This is a genomic window from Citrobacter sp. Cb023 (assembly GCF_030336805.1).
GTDB lineage: Bacteria > Pseudomonadota > Gammaproteobacteria > Enterobacterales > Enterobacteriaceae > Citrobacter > Citrobacter braakii.
Map to the genome: position 1 here is coordinate 80,170 of NZ_JAOWCV010000040.1, position 15,127 is coordinate 95,296.

General features: G+C 52.2%; 17 protein-coding genes. 13 read left to right on the forward strand and 4 right to left on the reverse strand.

Annotated elements, in window-relative coordinates:
• Position 1 precedes the first annotated feature (1 nt).
• The 4 genes from mlaC to murA all read left to right on the forward strand — a co-directional run bounded on the left by mlaC (position 2) and on the right by murA (position 2,667).
• Positions 2 to 637: a phospholipid-binding protein MlaC gene (mlaC, locus tag OGW44_RS21295; protein WP_016154681.1), complete on the forward strand. Its 636-nt coding sequence runs from the start codon at positions 2 to 4 to the stop codon at positions 635 to 637.
• Positions 637 to 930 carry a lipid asymmetry maintenance protein MlaB gene (gene mlaB, locus OGW44_RS21300; RefSeq protein WP_016154680.1) on the forward strand — a complete coding sequence of 98 codons (294 nt, stop codon included), beginning with the start codon at positions 637 to 639 and terminating at the stop codon, positions 928 to 930. Before mlaC ends, mlaB begins: the two co-directional genes overlap by 1 nt.
• Before the next feature lie 169 nt (positions 931 to 1,099).
• Positions 1,100 to 1,354 (forward strand): BolA family iron metabolism protein IbaG, encoded by a 255-nt coding sequence (gene ibaG / locus OGW44_RS21305; protein WP_003025040.1) that lies wholly within the window; start codon positions 1,100 to 1,102, stop codon positions 1,352 to 1,354.
• 53 nt (positions 1,355 to 1,407) lie between these two features.
• The gene (gene murA / locus OGW44_RS21310) at positions 1,408 to 2,667 is read left to right on the forward strand and encodes a UDP-N-acetylglucosamine 1-carboxyvinyltransferase (protein ID WP_003839949.1); all 1,260 of its coding nucleotides are present in this window, start codon (positions 1,408 to 1,410) and stop codon (positions 2,665 to 2,667) included.
• Between the two features lie 59 nt (positions 2,668 to 2,726).
• Here the strand turns inward: murA and sfsB are convergent, their stop codons facing one another.
• Both sfsB and ispB read right to left on the reverse strand, forming a co-directional pair.
• Complete coding sequence (gene sfsB / locus OGW44_RS21315) at positions 2,727 to 3,011, reverse strand: DNA-binding transcriptional regulator SfsB (RefSeq protein WP_016154679.1); 285 nt, start codon at positions 3,009 to 3,011, stop codon at positions 2,727 to 2,729.
• A gap of 221 nt (positions 3,012 to 3,232) precedes the next feature.
• Entirely contained in the window at positions 3,233 to 4,204 is a 972-nt protein-coding gene (ispB, locus tag OGW44_RS21320) for an octaprenyl diphosphate synthase (RefSeq protein WP_019077785.1), read from the reverse strand.
• A 257-nt stretch (positions 4,205 to 4,461) separates the two neighbouring features.
• Here ispB and rplU point away from each other — a divergent pair, with 257 nt between their 5' ends.
• The 4 genes from rplU to cgtA all read left to right on the forward strand — a co-directional run bounded on the left by rplU (position 4,462) and on the right by cgtA (position 7,331).
• The gene (rplU, locus tag OGW44_RS21325) at positions 4,462 to 4,773 is read left to right on the forward strand and encodes a 50S ribosomal protein L21 (protein ID WP_003025032.1); all 312 of its coding nucleotides are present in this window, start codon (positions 4,462 to 4,464) and stop codon (positions 4,771 to 4,773) included.
• Positions 4,774 to 4,792: 19 nt separating this feature from the next.
• The gene (gene rpmA, locus OGW44_RS21330) at positions 4,793 to 5,050 is read left to right on the forward strand and encodes a 50S ribosomal protein L27 (protein ID WP_003025030.1); all 258 of its coding nucleotides are present in this window, start codon (positions 4,793 to 4,795) and stop codon (positions 5,048 to 5,050) included.
• Positions 5,051 to 5,177: 127 nt separating this feature from the next.
• Entirely contained in the window at positions 5,178 to 6,143 is a 966-nt protein-coding gene (locus OGW44_RS21335) for a DMT family transporter (RefSeq protein WP_016154677.1), read from the forward strand.
• Positions 6,144 to 6,158: 15 nt separating this feature from the next.
• Positions 6,159 to 7,331, forward strand: coding sequence for an Obg family GTPase CgtA (gene cgtA / locus OGW44_RS21340; protein ID WP_016154676.1), 1,173 nt, complete (start codon positions 6,159 to 6,161; stop codon positions 7,329 to 7,331).
• A 95-nt stretch (positions 7,332 to 7,426) separates the two neighbouring features.
• On the opposite strand, the gene dacB is transcribed toward cgtA, so the two are convergent.
• A complete protein-coding gene (gene dacB, locus OGW44_RS21345) occupies positions 7,427 to 8,860 on the reverse strand; it encodes a serine-type D-Ala-D-Ala carboxypeptidase (RefSeq protein ID WP_185654416.1) in 1,434 nt (477 codons plus the stop codon).
• A gap of 248 nt (positions 8,861 to 9,108) precedes the next feature.
• Here dacB and greA point away from each other — a divergent pair, with 248 nt between their 5' ends.
• Complete coding sequence (greA, locus tag OGW44_RS21350) at positions 9,109 to 9,585, forward strand: transcription elongation factor GreA (protein WP_016154674.1); 477 nt, start codon at positions 9,109 to 9,111, stop codon at positions 9,583 to 9,585.
• Between the two features lie 153 nt (positions 9,586 to 9,738).
• Here the strand turns inward: greA and yhbY are convergent, their stop codons facing one another.
• Entirely contained in the window at positions 9,739 to 10,032 is a 294-nt protein-coding gene (yhbY, locus tag OGW44_RS21355; protein ID WP_003025016.1) for a ribosome assembly RNA-binding protein YhbY, read from the reverse strand.
• 125 nt (positions 10,033 to 10,157) lie between these two features.
• On the opposite strand from yhbY, the gene rlmE reads away from it, so the two are divergent.
• The 4 genes from rlmE (at position 10,158) to glmM (ending at position 15,098) form a co-directional block, all read left to right on the forward strand.
• Complete coding sequence (rlmE, locus tag OGW44_RS21360; RefSeq protein ID WP_003025015.1) at positions 10,158 to 10,787, forward strand: 23S rRNA (uridine(2552)-2'-O)-methyltransferase RlmE; 630 nt, start codon at positions 10,158 to 10,160, stop codon at positions 10,785 to 10,787.
• Between the two features lie 99 nt (positions 10,788 to 10,886).
• Positions 10,887 to 12,821 (forward strand): ATP-dependent zinc metalloprotease FtsH, encoded by a 1,935-nt coding sequence (gene ftsH, locus OGW44_RS21365; RefSeq protein ID WP_019077783.1) that lies wholly within the window; start codon positions 10,887 to 10,889, stop codon positions 12,819 to 12,821.
• Between the two features lie 98 nt (positions 12,822 to 12,919).
• The gene (gene folP / locus OGW44_RS21370) at positions 12,920 to 13,768 is read left to right on the forward strand and encodes a dihydropteroate synthase (RefSeq protein WP_016154672.1); all 849 of its coding nucleotides are present in this window, start codon (positions 12,920 to 12,922) and stop codon (positions 13,766 to 13,768) included.
• Complete coding sequence (gene glmM, locus OGW44_RS21375; protein WP_153647274.1) at positions 13,761 to 15,098, forward strand: phosphoglucosamine mutase; 1,338 nt, start codon at positions 13,761 to 13,763, stop codon at positions 15,096 to 15,098. The genes folP and glmM overlap by 8 nt, the downstream gene beginning before the upstream one ends.
• Positions 15,099 to 15,127: the final 29 nt, after the last annotated feature.

Below are 15,127 nucleotides of genomic sequence, written 5' to 3' on the forward strand. Positions count from 1 at the left end.
TATGTTTAAACGATTGATGATGGTGGCTATGCTGGTGATTGCTCCACTTAGCGCGGCAACCGCAGCGGACCAGACGAACCCGTACAAACTGATGGATGAGGCGGCGCAGAAGACGTTTGACCGTCTGAAGAACGAGCAACCTAAAATCCGTTCCAACCCGGATTACCTGCGTCAGGTGGTCGATCAGGAACTGCTGCCTTACGTGCAGGTTAAGTATGCAGGCGCACTGGTACTGGGCCGCTACTACAAAGATGCGACACCGGCTCAGCGTGACGCCTATTTCGCCGCATTCCGTGAATATCTGAAGCAGGCTTACGGTCAGGCGCTGGCGATGTACCACGGCCAGACCTATCAGATTGCCCCTGAGCAGCCGCTGGGTGATGCGACCATCGTGCCTATCCGCGTAACCATCATCGATCCAAACGGTCGTCCTCCGGTACGTCTGGATTTCCAGTGGCGTAAAAATTCCCAGACGGGTAACTGGCAGGCGTATGACATGATTGCTGAAGGCGTAAGTATGATCACCACCAAACAGAATGAGTGGAGCGACCTGCTGCGTACGAAAGGTATTGATGGCCTGACGGCACAGCTGAAATCTATTTCTCAGCAGAAAATCACGCTGGAAGAGAAAAAATAATGACGCAGTCACTCACCTGGATGCGTGAAGGCGACAAGCTGGTGCTGGTGGGAGAGCTGGATCAGGACGTGTTAAACCCATTATGGGATGCGCGAGTTGAGGCGATGAAAGGGGTATCCTGTATCGACCTGAACCAGATTTCCCGGGTGGATACCGGTGGTCTGGCATTACTGCTGCACCTGATTAATGAGGGCAAGCAGCAGGGGAACAGCGTTTCGCTCGCTGGCGTTAACGATAAAGTGTACACGCTGGCGCAGCTTTACAATTTGCCTGACGACGTTCTTCCGCGTTAATTTTTGTAAGCCGGATAAGGTCTTGTGCCGCCATCCGGCAACTCCTCTGCGGGGGATCTGCCACTAAAGCCTTGTCTGATTTATCAGCGGGGCTTTTTGCTTATTTATGACAGCGCCACTTTGCTCTAAGATGTTGGGCTGTTTTCACTATCTGACGAATGAAGAGCCCATGGAAAATAATGAAATTCAGAGCGTGCTGATGAATGCACTCTCCCTCCAGGAAGTCCACGTTTCTGGCGACGGCAGTCACTTTCAGGTTATTGCCGTGGGTGAGATGTTTGAAGGCATGAGCCGGGTCAAGAAACAGCAATCGGTCTATGGCCCGTTGATGGAGTACATTGCGGACAACCGCATTCATGCCGTGTCGATTAAGGCGTTTACTCCAGCGGAATGGGCGCGCGATCGCAAACTTAACGGTTTTTGAGCTACGGGTGATATGCCGGTAGCGAAGATAAATTCTTAACAGAGAACAGAATAATGGATAAATTTCGTGTTCAGGGGCCAACCAAGCTCCAGGGCGAAGTCACAATTTCAGGCGCTAAAAACGCCGCGCTGCCGATCCTGTTTGCGGCGCTGCTGGCTGAAGAACCTGTAGAGATCCAGAACGTCCCGAAACTGAAGGATGTTGACACCTCAATGAAGCTGCTGAGCCAGTTGGGGGCGAAAGTTGAGCGTAATGGTTCTGTGCACATTGATGCACGTGACGTGAACGTCTTCTGTGCGCCGTACGATCTGGTCAAAACCATGCGTGCATCCATCTGGGCGCTTGGGCCACTGGTTGCCCGCTTTGGCCAGGGCCAGGTTTCACTGCCGGGCGGCTGCACCATCGGCGCGCGTCCGGTTGACCTGCACATTACTGGTCTGGAGCAGTTAGGCGCGACTATTAAGCTTGAAGAAGGCTATGTGAAAGCGTCCGTTGATGGCCGCCTGAAAGGCGCGCATATCGTCATGGACAAAGTGAGCGTCGGCGCGACGGTCACTATCATGTGCGCAGCAACGCTTGCCGAAGGCACTACCATCATCGAAAACGCCGCGCGTGAACCGGAGATCGTGGATACCGCGAACTTCCTGATTGCGCTGGGCGCAAAAATCACAGGCCAGGGTACCGATCGTATTACCATCGAAGGCGTTGAGCGCCTCGGCGGCGGTGTGTATCGCGTTCTGCCTGACCGCATCGAAACCGGTACTTTCCTGGTCGCAGCGGCAATTTCTCGCGGCAAAATTATCTGTCGTAATGCACAACCTGACACGCTGGATGCCGTTCTGGCGAAGCTGCGTGATGCGGGAGCGGATATCGAAGTCGGTGACGACTGGATCAGCCTGGACATGCACGGTAAACGTCCGAAAGCGGTCAATGTGCGCACGGCACCGCACCCGGCGTTCCCTACCGATATGCAGGCCCAGTTCACGTTGCTGAACCTGGTGGCAGAAGGGACGGGTTTCATCACGGAAACCGTGTTTGAGAACCGCTTTATGCACGTGCCTGAGCTGAGCCGTATGGGCGCTCACGCAGAAATCGAAAGCAATACCGTGATTTGCCACGGCGTGGAAACGCTCTCCGGCGCACAGGTTATGGCGACCGATCTGCGCGCATCTGCAAGCCTCGTGCTGGCAGGGTGTATTGCTGAAGGTACGACGGTAGTCGATCGTATTTATCACATCGATCGCGGCTATGAGCGCATCGAAGATAAACTGCGCGCGCTGGGCGCAAACATTGAGCGCGTGAAAGGCGAGTAATCGTCTACGTCTCTTGTAACCCCCAGTTCTGTGAACCGGGGGTTACTACTCATCAGTGTTCATTCAGGATTCTGTTTCTCTTTGCGTCCCCTCATCATCCGCGTTCTGTCGATAAACTCATGTGTTTTTGCATCGTGATAGCGTGACGGCCAAATCACCCACGGGTCGGTTCCCAACGATCGGGCGATAATCAACTCACCTTTTGGCCATGGGCGTGTTAACGCATTGGCTAGCGTTGATGAGCTTAATCCATTTTTACGTGATTCAGCGGCCATTGAGGTCCCTTTCTTGCGCAGTCCGGCGATGATATCGGCCGGATGCCAGTCAATCAGCTTGTTTTCCATAAACTCATCTCTCCTTTGGTTATCGACTTATGGTTCCACGATCGGTTGTGGAGACACTATAACGCCCGGAGAACGAATGTTCTAAAATGTTCATGTAAAGTGTGAGAATATTCAGAATATGCCAAATTTATGCGAAAATTGCTGGAGAGGGGGAAGTATTTATTGGAATTTATAAAAGCATCCCGTGCAGGGCACGGGATGATGAAAGATGCCGCAGGGTATTAACGGTCGCGCTGTACGGCGATATGCGCCAGACCAATCAGCGCTTCTCTCCACGGCGTATCAGGCAGTACCTGCAGCGCAGCGATGGCCTTATCAGCCTCTTCTTCTGCACGTTGGCGAGTCCACTCCAGGGAACCACAGGCGTTCATCGCTTCCAGAACAGGCTCCAGAAGGTGACGGCCATTACCCTGCTCAATAGCCTGGCGGATCATTTGTGCTTGTTCAGGGGTGCCGTGGCGCATGGCATGCAGCAGCGGCAGCGTTGGTTTACCCTCGTTGAGGTCATCACCGACGTTTTTACCCAGTTGCTCGCCATCCGCGTTGTAATCCAGCAAATCGTCAATTAACTGGAAAGCAGTACCGAGATAACGGCCATAATCCTGCAACCCTTTCTCTTGTTCTTCGCTGCAACCAGCCAGAATGCCAGAGCATTGGGCAGCCGCTTCAAACAAACGCGCAGTCTTACTGTAGATAACGCGCATATAGTTTTCTTCAGTGATATCCGGGTCGTTGACGTTCATCAACTGCAAGACTTCACCTTCGGCGATGACGTTGACCGCTTTCGACATGACTTCCAGCACTTTCAGCGAACCGAGGCTGGTCATCATCTGAAAAGCGCGGGTATAGATAAAATCGCCGACCAGCACGCTGGCCGCATTGCCAAACGCCGCATTCGCCGTGGCTTTTCCGCGGCGCATGTCGGACTCATCCACAACATCGTCGTGCAACAGGGTCGCGGTGTGGATAAACTCGATGAGGGCTGCAATCGTAACGTGCGCATTTTCCTGGTAGCCAACTGCACGCGCAGCGAGTACGGCGATCATTGGGCGAATGCGTTTTCCGCCGCCGCTAACGATGTAGTACCCCAGTTGATTGATCAGCTGCACGTCGGAATTGAGCTGTTCAAGGATTGTCGCATTGACCCCCGCCATATCTTGCGCGGTTAACTCATTGATTTTTTCTAAATTCATCGCAAAAGCCGGGCTTCTCGCCCCGATTACCTCACTGTATCGGAAGGTAACGTCGGGTTTAGGGTTATAAATATATGCTGATTGTACTGAAAAAACGCCATAGATAAACGTTACCGTACGTGTTGTGTTTTTTTTCTTCATGTATTGACGTAGCACTTGTCAAAGGCTCGCGTTTTGCGTAATATTCGCGCCCTATTGTGAATATTTATAGCGCACTCTGAATCATCAAAAAGGTGTGCGCGGAAGCGGAGTTTTTTATGTACGCGGTTTTCCAAAGTGGTGGTAAACAACACCGAGTAAGCGAAGGTCAGACCGTTCGCCTGGAAAAGCTGGACATCGCAACTGGCGAATCTGTTGAATTCGCAGAAGTTCTGATGATCGCAAACGGTGAAGAAGTCAAAATCGGCGTTCCTTTCGTTGATGGCGGCGTTATCAAAGCTGAAGTTGTTGCTCACGGTCGTGGCGAGAAAGTTAAAATTGTTAAGTTTCGTCGTCGTAAACACTACCGTAAGCAGCAGGGCCATCGTCAGTGGTTCACTGATGTAAAAATCACTGGCATCAGCGCTTAAGTTAAGGGGAGCAGATTAAATGGCACATAAAAAGGCTGGCGGCTCGACTCGTAACGGTCGCGATTCAGAAGCTAAACGTCTGGGCGTAAAACGCTTCGGCGGTGAAACAGTTCTGGCTGGTAGCATCATCGTTCGTCAACGTGGTACTAAATTCCACGCTGGCTCCAACGTTGGTTGCGGCAAAGACCACACTCTGTTTGCTAAAGCAGACGGTAAAGTGAAATTTGAAGTGAAAGGCCCGAAAAACCGTAAATTCATCAGCATCGTTGCTGAATAAGTTTTTCGCGTCCCGGTAACGGATAAAAGCCCCGCAACACGTTGCGGGGCTTTTTACATTCGACGGCCGGTAAATACGCTCGTCGCGCCGTGATAACCCGGAAACGAGCCCTTGCAGGGAATACGGCATGAAGCAGCAGGCAGGTATTGGTATTCTGTTAGCACTCACAACGGCAGTATGTTGGGGCGCTTTGCCAATAGCGATGAAGCAAGTGCTGGAGGTGATGGAGCCTCCTACCGTGGTGTTCTACCGTTTTTTAATGGCAAGCATTGGCCTTGGCGCTATTCTTGCGGTTAAAAAAAAGCTCCCTCCGTTGCGTATTTTTCGCAAAGCGCGTTGGTTGATACTGTTGGCTATCGCTACCGGTGGGTTGTTCGGTAACTTCATTCTGTTTAGTTCATCCTTGCAATATTTGAGCCCAACGGCTTCGCAGGTTATCGGTCAGCTGTCACCGGTTGGTATGATGATTGCCAGCGTCTTTATCCTGAAAGAAAAGATGCGCGGTACGCAGGTGATTGGCGCCATTATGCTTCTGAGCGGCCTGGTTCTGTTTTTTAATACCAGTCTGATCGAAATTTTTACCCGACTCACCGATTACACCTGGGGCGTTATCTTTGGTGTTGGTGCGGCGATGGTCTGGGTGAGCTATGGGGTCGCGCAAAAGGTGTTATTGCGCCGCCTGGCATCACCGCAGATCCTGTTTTTACTGTACACTTTATGTACGATTGCGTTGTTGCCGTTGGCTAAACCCGGTGTCATCACGCAGCTCAGTGACTGGCAGCTGGCATGCCTTGTATTCTGCGGCCTGAATACGCTGGTAGGATACGGTGCTCTCGCGGAAGCGATGGCGCGTTGGCAGGCGGCACAGGTGAGCGCCATTATTACGCTCACTCCGCTGTTTACGTTGTTATTTTCAGATTTATTATCACTGGCCTGGCCCGATTTCTTCGCCAGACCGATGCTAAACCTATTAGGTTATCTCGGTGCGTTTATCGTGGTTGCGGGCGCGATGTATTCCGCCATTGGTCATCGAATTTGGGGCGGTTTACGTAAGCATGAAACGGTGGTTTCGCAGCCCCGCTCAGGCGAATGATTTACGGAGAGTAAAATGAAGTTTGTTGATGAAGCATCGATTCTGGTCGTTGCAGGTGATGGCGGTAATGGTTGCGTCAGCTTCCGCCGCGAAAAGTACATCCCAAAAGGCGGTCCGGACGGTGGAGACGGTGGTGATGGTGGTGACGTTTGGCTGGAAGCCGACGAAAACCTGAACACGCTGATCGATTACCGTTTTGAAAAATCATTCCGCGCGGAACGTGGACAGAATGGCGCGAGCCGTGATTGCACCGGCAAGCGTGGTAAAGATGTCACGATTAAAGTGCCTGTAGGTACGCGTGTAATCGATCAGGGCACGGGCGAAACCATGGGCGACATGACCAAACACGGTCAGCGTCTGATGGTCGCTAAAGGCGGCTGGCACGGTCTGGGCAATACCCGTTTCAAATCCTCGGTCAACCGTACTCCGCGTCAGAAAACGATGGGTACACCGGGCGATAAACGCGATCTGATGCTGGAGCTGATGCTGCTGGCGGACGTGGGGATGCTGGGCATGCCAAACGCCGGTAAATCGACGTTTATCCGTGCGGTGTCCGCGGCGAAGCCGAAAGTCGCTGACTATCCGTTCACCACTCTGGTTCCGAGCCTGGGTGTGGTGCGTATGGACAACGAAAAGAGCTTCGTGGTTGCCGACATTCCGGGTCTGATTGAAGGCGCGGCTGAAGGCGCAGGCTTGGGTATCCGCTTCCTGAAACACCTGGAACGCTGCCGCGTACTGCTACACCTCATTGATATCGATCCGATTGACGGTTCCGATCCAGTTGAAAATGCCCGTATCATTATTGGCGAGCTTGAGAAATACAGCCAGGATCTGGCGTCTAAACCGCGTTGGTTAGTGTTCAACAAAATTGATTTGCTGGACAAGGCTGAAGCGGAAGAGAAAGCGAAAGCGATCGCCGAAGCGTTGGGCTGGGAAGGTAAATATTACCTGATCTCCGCCGCCAGCCAGTTGGGCGTGAAGGATCTCTGCTGGGATGTGATGACCTTTATCATCGAGAACCCGATTGTTCAGGCTGAAGAAGCGAAACAGCCAGAGAAAGTCGAGTTCATGTGGGATGATTATCACCGCCAGCAACTCGCTGAAGTCGAAGACGAAGCAGAAGATGACTGGGATGACGATTGGGACGAAGACGACGAAGAAGGCGTTGAGTTCATCTACAAGCGTTAATCACATTAAAAACCCCGGCCATGTTGCCGGGGTTTTGTTTCCAGGTTTCAGAAGGCCGGATTAGGTGCGTTAGCGCTGCCATCCGGCAAACATACTCAGTTATTCTGATAAATATCCTTGTATAACCGGCTCTCGAAGCGGACCAGTGGAATACGGCGATTACGCTGATCAGCTGGCTCTACCGCATAACCAGACAGATACTGCACAAATGCCATGCGCTGACCGCTTGCCGTGGTGATGAAGCCTGCCAGGTTATAGACCCCCTGCAGTGAGCCTGTCTTCGCCGATACTTTGCCATCTACGCCAGCCTGATGCAGACCCGCACGGTATTGCAAAGAGCCGTCATGGCCTGCCAGCGGCAGCATGGTGATAAAGTTCAGCTCGTTATCGTGCTGAGCGATATATTGCAGCACCTGCATCATGGTCGCCGGGGCAATCAGGTTATGGCGGGAGAGCCCAGAACCGTCGGCAATAATGGTGTTGCCGATATCAATACCCGCTTGCTGACGCAGAATCTGGCGTACGGCATCAGAACCTGCTCGCCAGGTACCTGGCACGTTAAATCGTGCATGGCCGATCATACGGAAAACGGTATCGGCAATCATGTTGTCCGATTTTTTCAGCATAATCTTAAGCAGGTCGTGCAGCGGCGCCGACTGCTTACTGGCTACCACGGTCCCCGGCTCGTTGACCAGCGTCTGGCGCAGCAGAGTCCCGCTGTAAGTGATACCGGCTTGTTTTAGCTCATCTTTGATAATCGCCCCGGCATAGCTGGCGCCGTCCTGAATAGCGAATGCCAGCGGCAGCGGATCGGCTCGTTGGGGCAGACATCCGGTCAACGTAAAGCGGTTGAGATCGCCTGGAACCACGTCCAATTCACAATATTGCGCTTCGGCAGAGCCACGAGCGAGAGTACGCACCTGACTGAACATGGTGACCGGGTAGTAAGATGCCACGCGGATAAAGGCGAGATCGTTAGGTTTTTGCGCGCTATAGAGTGAAACCGAGAAACAGTTACGATCGACAATGGCTGCCGCGGGCGGTGCGCTAAAACACTGCGTCATGTCGTTCCAGGGCCAACCAGGCGCTTTATCATGGCTGGCGAAAATGGAGGTGTCGATCATGACATTTCCAGCAATTTGCGTCACGCCTGATTTTTTCAGGGTTGCCACCATATTGCGAATATCCTGACGTTTTAGCGTCGGATCGGCACCAAATCGCGCCACTAAGTCACCTTTCAAAACGCCGCCTTCCACGTTGCCTTTAGTCTCAAGCGTGGTGGTAAAACGAAAGTCAGGCCCGAGCTGAATCAATGCCGCCAGCGCGGTGATCATTTTCTGGGTACTGGCCGGCAGCGCCATCTGCTGGCTATGGTAATCAATAGCAGGAGCAGGTGCGCCAACCTTCTGTACCATAAGGGCGAGGTTGGCCCCGGCAGGGAGCTGATTGATATACTCGTCGACGTTCGCAGCCTGAACGCTGAACGCTATACTGGCAGTCAATCCAATGGTAAATCTGGAAAATCGCATAATCTCGCGCTAACAACCTGGAAACAGGCCGTCATACTACGGCGCAACGCCCCAAAAAGTAAACGATGACCCATAGGGAACTCCAGGGTAAAATGATCATCAAATAGAGAATTGTAGCTGACCTGGGACCCTGAGCCCCGGGTCGGTATTTTTTTGCTTCTGACTCTGGCATGGCGTATGCCAGAGTGGGCTTAGCAGCCGGGGTGAGAGCAGCCGCCCCCTACAGGAATGTTCAAGAGGTATAACAAATGCAAGCTATCCCAATGACCTTACGTGGTGCTGAAAAACTGCGCGAAGAACTGGATTTTCTGAAATCGGTGCGCCGTCCTGAAATCATTGCCGCTATCGCAGATGCGCGCGAGCATGGCGACCTGAAAGAAAATGCAGAGTATCACGCGGCGCGCGAACAGCAGGGTTTCTGCGAAGGGCGCATTAAAGATATCGAAGCTAAACTGTCCAACGCGCAGGTTATCGACGTCACAAAAATGCCGAACAATGGTCGCGTAGTTTTCGGCGCGACGGTTACCGTGCTGAATCTCGATAACGACGAAGAGCAGACCTGGCGTATTGTCGGCGATGATGAAGCCGATTTTAAACAGAACCTGATTTCGGTGAACTCGCCTATTGCTCGTGGCCTGATCGGTAAAGAGCAGGATGACGTGGTGGTTATTAAAACGCCGGGCGGTGAAGTTGAATATGAAGTAACGAAGGTAGAATACCTGTAATTCGCATCTTGGTTAAGATGTTGATACATTGTAAAGAAAGGAAAAAGGCCGCATAGCGGCCTTTTATCAACGAAGAGAGCGTGGCATTTTGCTCTCCTGCTAGCGGAAAATCCCGCGTTTTACACAAACTTCGTGTGCAACTTTGGGATATTCTTAGCGTGGCAGCGAGATTTTACGTTCTTTAGTCGGGCGATACAGTACCAGCGTTTTACCGATGACCTGTACATTGCAGGCGCCGGTTTCGCGTACGATAGCTTCCACGATCAAGGTTTTAGTATCGCGATCTTCCGAGGCGATTTTCACCTTGATAAGTTCATGGTGCTCTAACGCTTGTTCAATCTCGGCCAGTACCCCTTCGGTCAAACCATTGTTGCCAAGCATAACTACAGGCTTGAGCGGATGTGCCAGACCTTTCAGGTGCTGTTTTTGTTTAGTACTCAGATTCATCGTATATTTTTGCTTACGTTGGGATTGAAAACGGGTCATTCTACCGCCATCTCCCATATATCGCCAAATAGCTGTGTAGAAATTTACACCATTGGTTACGATGAACTGCCCTTTGGGAATGTGAAATGACAGGTAAAAAGCGTTCTGCCAGCTCGAGTCGCTGGCTTCAGGAACACTTTAGCGATAAATATGTTCAGCAGGCGCAGAAAAAGGGGTTACGTTCCCGTGCCTGGTTTAAACTTGATGAAATACAGCAAAGTGACAAAATTTTTAAACCGGGGATGACGATTGTTGATCTCGGTGCTGCACCCGGTGGCTGGTCGCAATATGCGGTTACGCAGATCGGCAACACTGGCCGCATTATCGCTTGCGATCTTTTACCTATGGATCCAATCGTTGGTGTGGACTTCCTTCAGGGCGACTTTCGTGATGAATTAGTCCTGAAAGCGTTACTTGAACGCGTAGGTGACAGTAAAGTACAAGTTGTCATGTCTGATATGGCGCCAAATATGTGTGGAACACCGGCGGTGGATATTCCCCGGGCCATGTATCTGGTAGAGCTGGCGCTTGGAATGGCTCGTGATGTATTAGCGCCAGGTGGTAGTTTTGTAGTGAAGGTGTTCCAGGGCGAAGGCTTCGATGAGTATCTAAGAGAGATTCGCTCCCTGTTTACGAAGGTCAAAGTTCGTAAGCCGGACTCTTCTCGCGCCCGTTCGCGTGAAGTGTATATTGTAGCGACCGGGCGTAAACCATAACCGGTAGATTTCAAACGAAAGTTTGAAAGAAACTGGATATAGAGTATCCTGACGCTGTTTTTAACACAGTTGTAATATGAGGTTAATCCCTTGAGTGACATGGCGAAAAACCTAATTCTCTGGCTGGTCATTGCCGTTGTGCTGATGTCAGTATTCCAGAGCTTTGGGCCCAGCGAGTCTAATGGCCGTAAGGTTGATTACTCTACCTTCCTGCAAGAGGTCAATCAGGACCAGGTTCGTGAAGCGAAGATCAACGGACGTGAGATTAACGTTACCAAGAAAGATAGTAACCGTTACACGACCTACATTCCGGTTAACGATCCGAAGCTGCTTGATAACCTGCTGACCAAAAACGTCAAGGTTGTTGGTGAACCGCCTGAAGAGCCGAGCCTGCTGGCTTCTATCTTCATTTCCTGGTTCCCAATGCTGCTGCTGATTGGTGTCTGGATCTTCTTCATGCGTCAAATGCAGGGCGGTGGTGGCAAAGGTGCCATGTCGTTCGGTAAGAGCAAAGCGCGCATGCTGACGGAAGATCAGATCAAAACGACTTTTGCAGACGTTGCTGGTTGCGACGAAGCAAAAGAAGAAGTTGCTGAGCTGGTTGAGTATCTGCGCGAACCGAGCCGTTTCCAGAAGCTGGGCGGTAAAATCCCGAAAGGCGTCCTGATGGTCGGTCCTCCGGGTACGGGTAAAACCCTGCTGGCGAAAGCTATCGCAGGTGAAGCGAAGGTTCCTTTCTTCACCATTTCCGGTTCTGATTTCGTGGAAATGTTCGTGGGTGTCGGTGCATCTCGTGTGCGTGACATGTTCGAACAAGCCAAGAAAGCGGCACCGTGCATCATCTTCATCGATGAAATCGACGCCGTAGGCCGCCAGCGTGGTGCAGGTCTGGGCGGTGGTCACGATGAACGTGAGCAGACACTGAACCAGATGCTGGTTGAGATGGACGGCTTCGAAGGTAACGAAGGCATTATCGTTATCGCGGCAACTAACCGTCCGGACGTTCTTGACCCTGCGCTGCTGCGTCCAGGCCGTTTCGACCGTCAGGTTGTGGTTGGTCTGCCGGATGTCCGCGGTCGTGAACAGATCCTGAAAGTGCATATGCGTCGCGTACCGCTGTCTCCGGATATCGATGCGGCAATCATTGCACGTGGTACGCCTGGCTTCTCCGGTGCAGATCTCGCGAACCTGGTCAACGAAGCGGCGCTGTTTGCGGCTCGTGGCAACAAGCGTGTTGTATCGATGGTTGAATTCGAGAAAGCGAAAGACAAAATCATGATGGGGGCGGAACGTCGCTCCATGGTGATGACGGAAGCGCAGAAAGAATCTACCGCGTATCACGAAGCAGGCCACGCGATTATCGGTCGCCTGGTACCGGAACACGATCCGGTGCACAAAGTGACGATTATCCCGCGCGGTCGTGCGCTGGGTGTGACCTTCTTCCTGCCTGAAGGCGACGCTATCAGCGCCAGCCGTCAGAAACTGGAAAGTCAGATCTCCACGCTGTACGGCGGTCGTCTGGCCGAAGAGATCATCTACGGTGTTGAACATGTTTCTACCGGTGCGTCGAACGACATTAAAGTCGCGACTAACCTGGCGCGTAACATGGTTACTCAGTGGGGCTTCTCCGAGAAACTCGGTCCGTTGCTGTACGCTGAAGAAGAAGGCGAAGTGTTCCTGGGACGTTCTGTGGCGAAAGCTAAACATATGTCCGATGAAACGGCTCGTATTATCGATCAGGAAGTTAAACTTCTGATTGAGCGTAACTATGACCGTGCGCGTCGTCTGCTGAACGAAAACATGGACATTCTGCACTCGATGAAAGATGCGCTCATGAAATATGAGACCATCGATGCGCCGCAGATTGATGATCTGATGGCTCGCCGCGAGGTACGTCCGCCAGCGGGTTGGGAAGAACCGGGTTCTTCTAACAACAACTCTGGCAGCACCGGCAAGCCGAGTGCGCCGCGTCCGGTTGATGAACCGCGTGCGCCGGACTCTGGCACCATGTCAGAGCAACTGGGCGACAAATAAGTTATCGTTGATGATGACCGTGTTCTAATTTAAAACCCTGGGGCTTGCCCCGGGGTTTTTCTTATTTGTATATTCAAGATGTTATCAGGGATAAAACTATGAAACTCTTTGCTCAGGGGTCTTCACTGGATCTCAGCCATCCGCACGTCATGGGGATTTTGAACGTCACGCCAGATTCCTTTTCCGATGGTGGTGCGCACAACTCTCTGGTTGAGGCGGTAAAACACGCAAACCTGATGATTAACGCCGGGGCGACTATCATTGATGTGGGTGGTGAATCCACGCGTCCAGGCGCGGCAGATGTGAGCGTGGAAGAAGAGTTGCAGCGAGTGATCCCGGTGGTGGAGGCGATTGCTCAACGTTTTGAAGTGTGGATTTCGGTCGATACTTCAAAAGCAGAAGTGATTCGCGAGTGCGCCAGAGTCGGCGCACATATCATTAATGACATTCGCTCACTCTCGGAGCCTGGGGCGCTGGAAGCCGCAGCAGAAACCGGATTACCGGTTTGTCTGATGCATATGCAGGGTCAGCCGAAAACCATGCAGGAAGCACCAAAGTACGAGGATGTTTTTGCTGATGTAAATCGTTACTTTGTTGAACAAATAGCACGCTGCGAGCGGGCTGGAATCACAAAAGATAAATTGTTGCTCGACCCCGGGTTCGGATTCGGTAAAAATCTCACTCACAACTACACATTACTGGCACGTTTGGCTGAGTTTCATCATTTTAATCTGCCATTGCTGGTTGGGATGTCACGAAAATCAATGGTTGGCCAGTTGCTGAATGTGGGGCCATCCGAACGCCTGAGCGGTAGCCTTGCGTGTGCGGTCATTGCCGCAATGCAAGGGGCGCATATCATTCGTGTCCATGACGTCAAAGAAACCGTAGAAGCGATGCGTGTGGTGGAAGCCACATTGTCTGCAAAGGAAAATAAACGCTATGAGTAATCGTAAATATTTTGGCACCGATGGGATCCGTGGTCGCGTAGGCGACGCCCCAATTACCCCTGACTTTGTGCTCAAACTGGGTTGGGCTGCAGGAAAAGTGCTGGCACGTCATGGTTCACGTAAAATTATTATCGGCAAAGATACGCGTATTTCTGGCTATATGCTGGAGTCCGCACTGGAAGCGGGTCTGGCTGCCGCCGGACTGTCGGCTTCTTTCACAGGCCCAATGCCAACACCTGCTGTTGCATATCTGACGCGCACCTTCCGTGCTGAAGCCGGGATTGTTATCTCTGCTTCGCACAACCCGTACTATGACAACGGGATTAAATTCTTCTCCATCGATGGGACTAAACTGCCGGATGCGGTTGAAGAAGCTATCGAAGCCGAAATGGAAAAAGCGATCACCTGCGTGGACTCGGCTGACTTGGGTAAAGCTACCCGTATCGTTGATGCTGCTGGTCGTTATATCGAGTTTTGCAAAGGCACCTTCCCGAATGAATTGAGCCTGAGTGAGCTTAAAATCGTGGTGGATTGCGCTAATGGTGCGACGTACCACATTGCGCCAAATGTACTGCGTGAGCTGGGCGCAAACGTGATTGCTATTGGCTGTGAGCCAAACGGCGTTAACATCAATGAAGAAGTCGGCGCTACCGACGTCCGTGCCCTGCAGGCGCGCGTGATGGCGGAAAAAGCCGATCTGGGTATTGCGCTGGATGGTGATGGCGACCGCGTCATTATGGTTGACCACGAAGGCAATAAGGTCGATGGCGATCAGATCATGTACATCATTGCCCGTGAAGCCCTGCGTCAGGGGCAACTGCGCGGTGGTGCGGTAGGTACGCTGATGAGCAATATGGGCCTCGAGCTGGCGCTGAAACAGCTGGGTATTCCGTTTGCCCGTGCGAAAGTCGGCGACCGCTACGTACTGGAAAAAATGCAGGAAAAAGGCTGGCGTATCGGTGCTGAAAACTCAGGCCATGTGATCCTGCTGGACAAAACCACCACCGGTGACGGTATCGTGGCGGGCCTGCAGGTACTGGCGGCGATGGTGCGCAACCATATGAGTTTGCACGACCTGTGCAGCGGCATGAAAATGTTCCCGCAACTGCTGGTTAACGTGCGTTACACCGCAGGTAGCGGCGATCCGCTGGAACATGAAAACGTGAAAGCGGTGATGGCTGAAGTTGAAGCTGCACTGGGCAATCGCGGACGTGTTCTGCTGCGTAAGTCAGGTACAGAACCGTTAATTCGCGTGATGGTTGAAGGTGAAGATGAAGCTCAGGTGACTGAATTCGCTCACCGTATTGCCGATGCCGTCAAAGCGGTGTAATCACTAAAGACAGTGAAAACCGGAGTCTG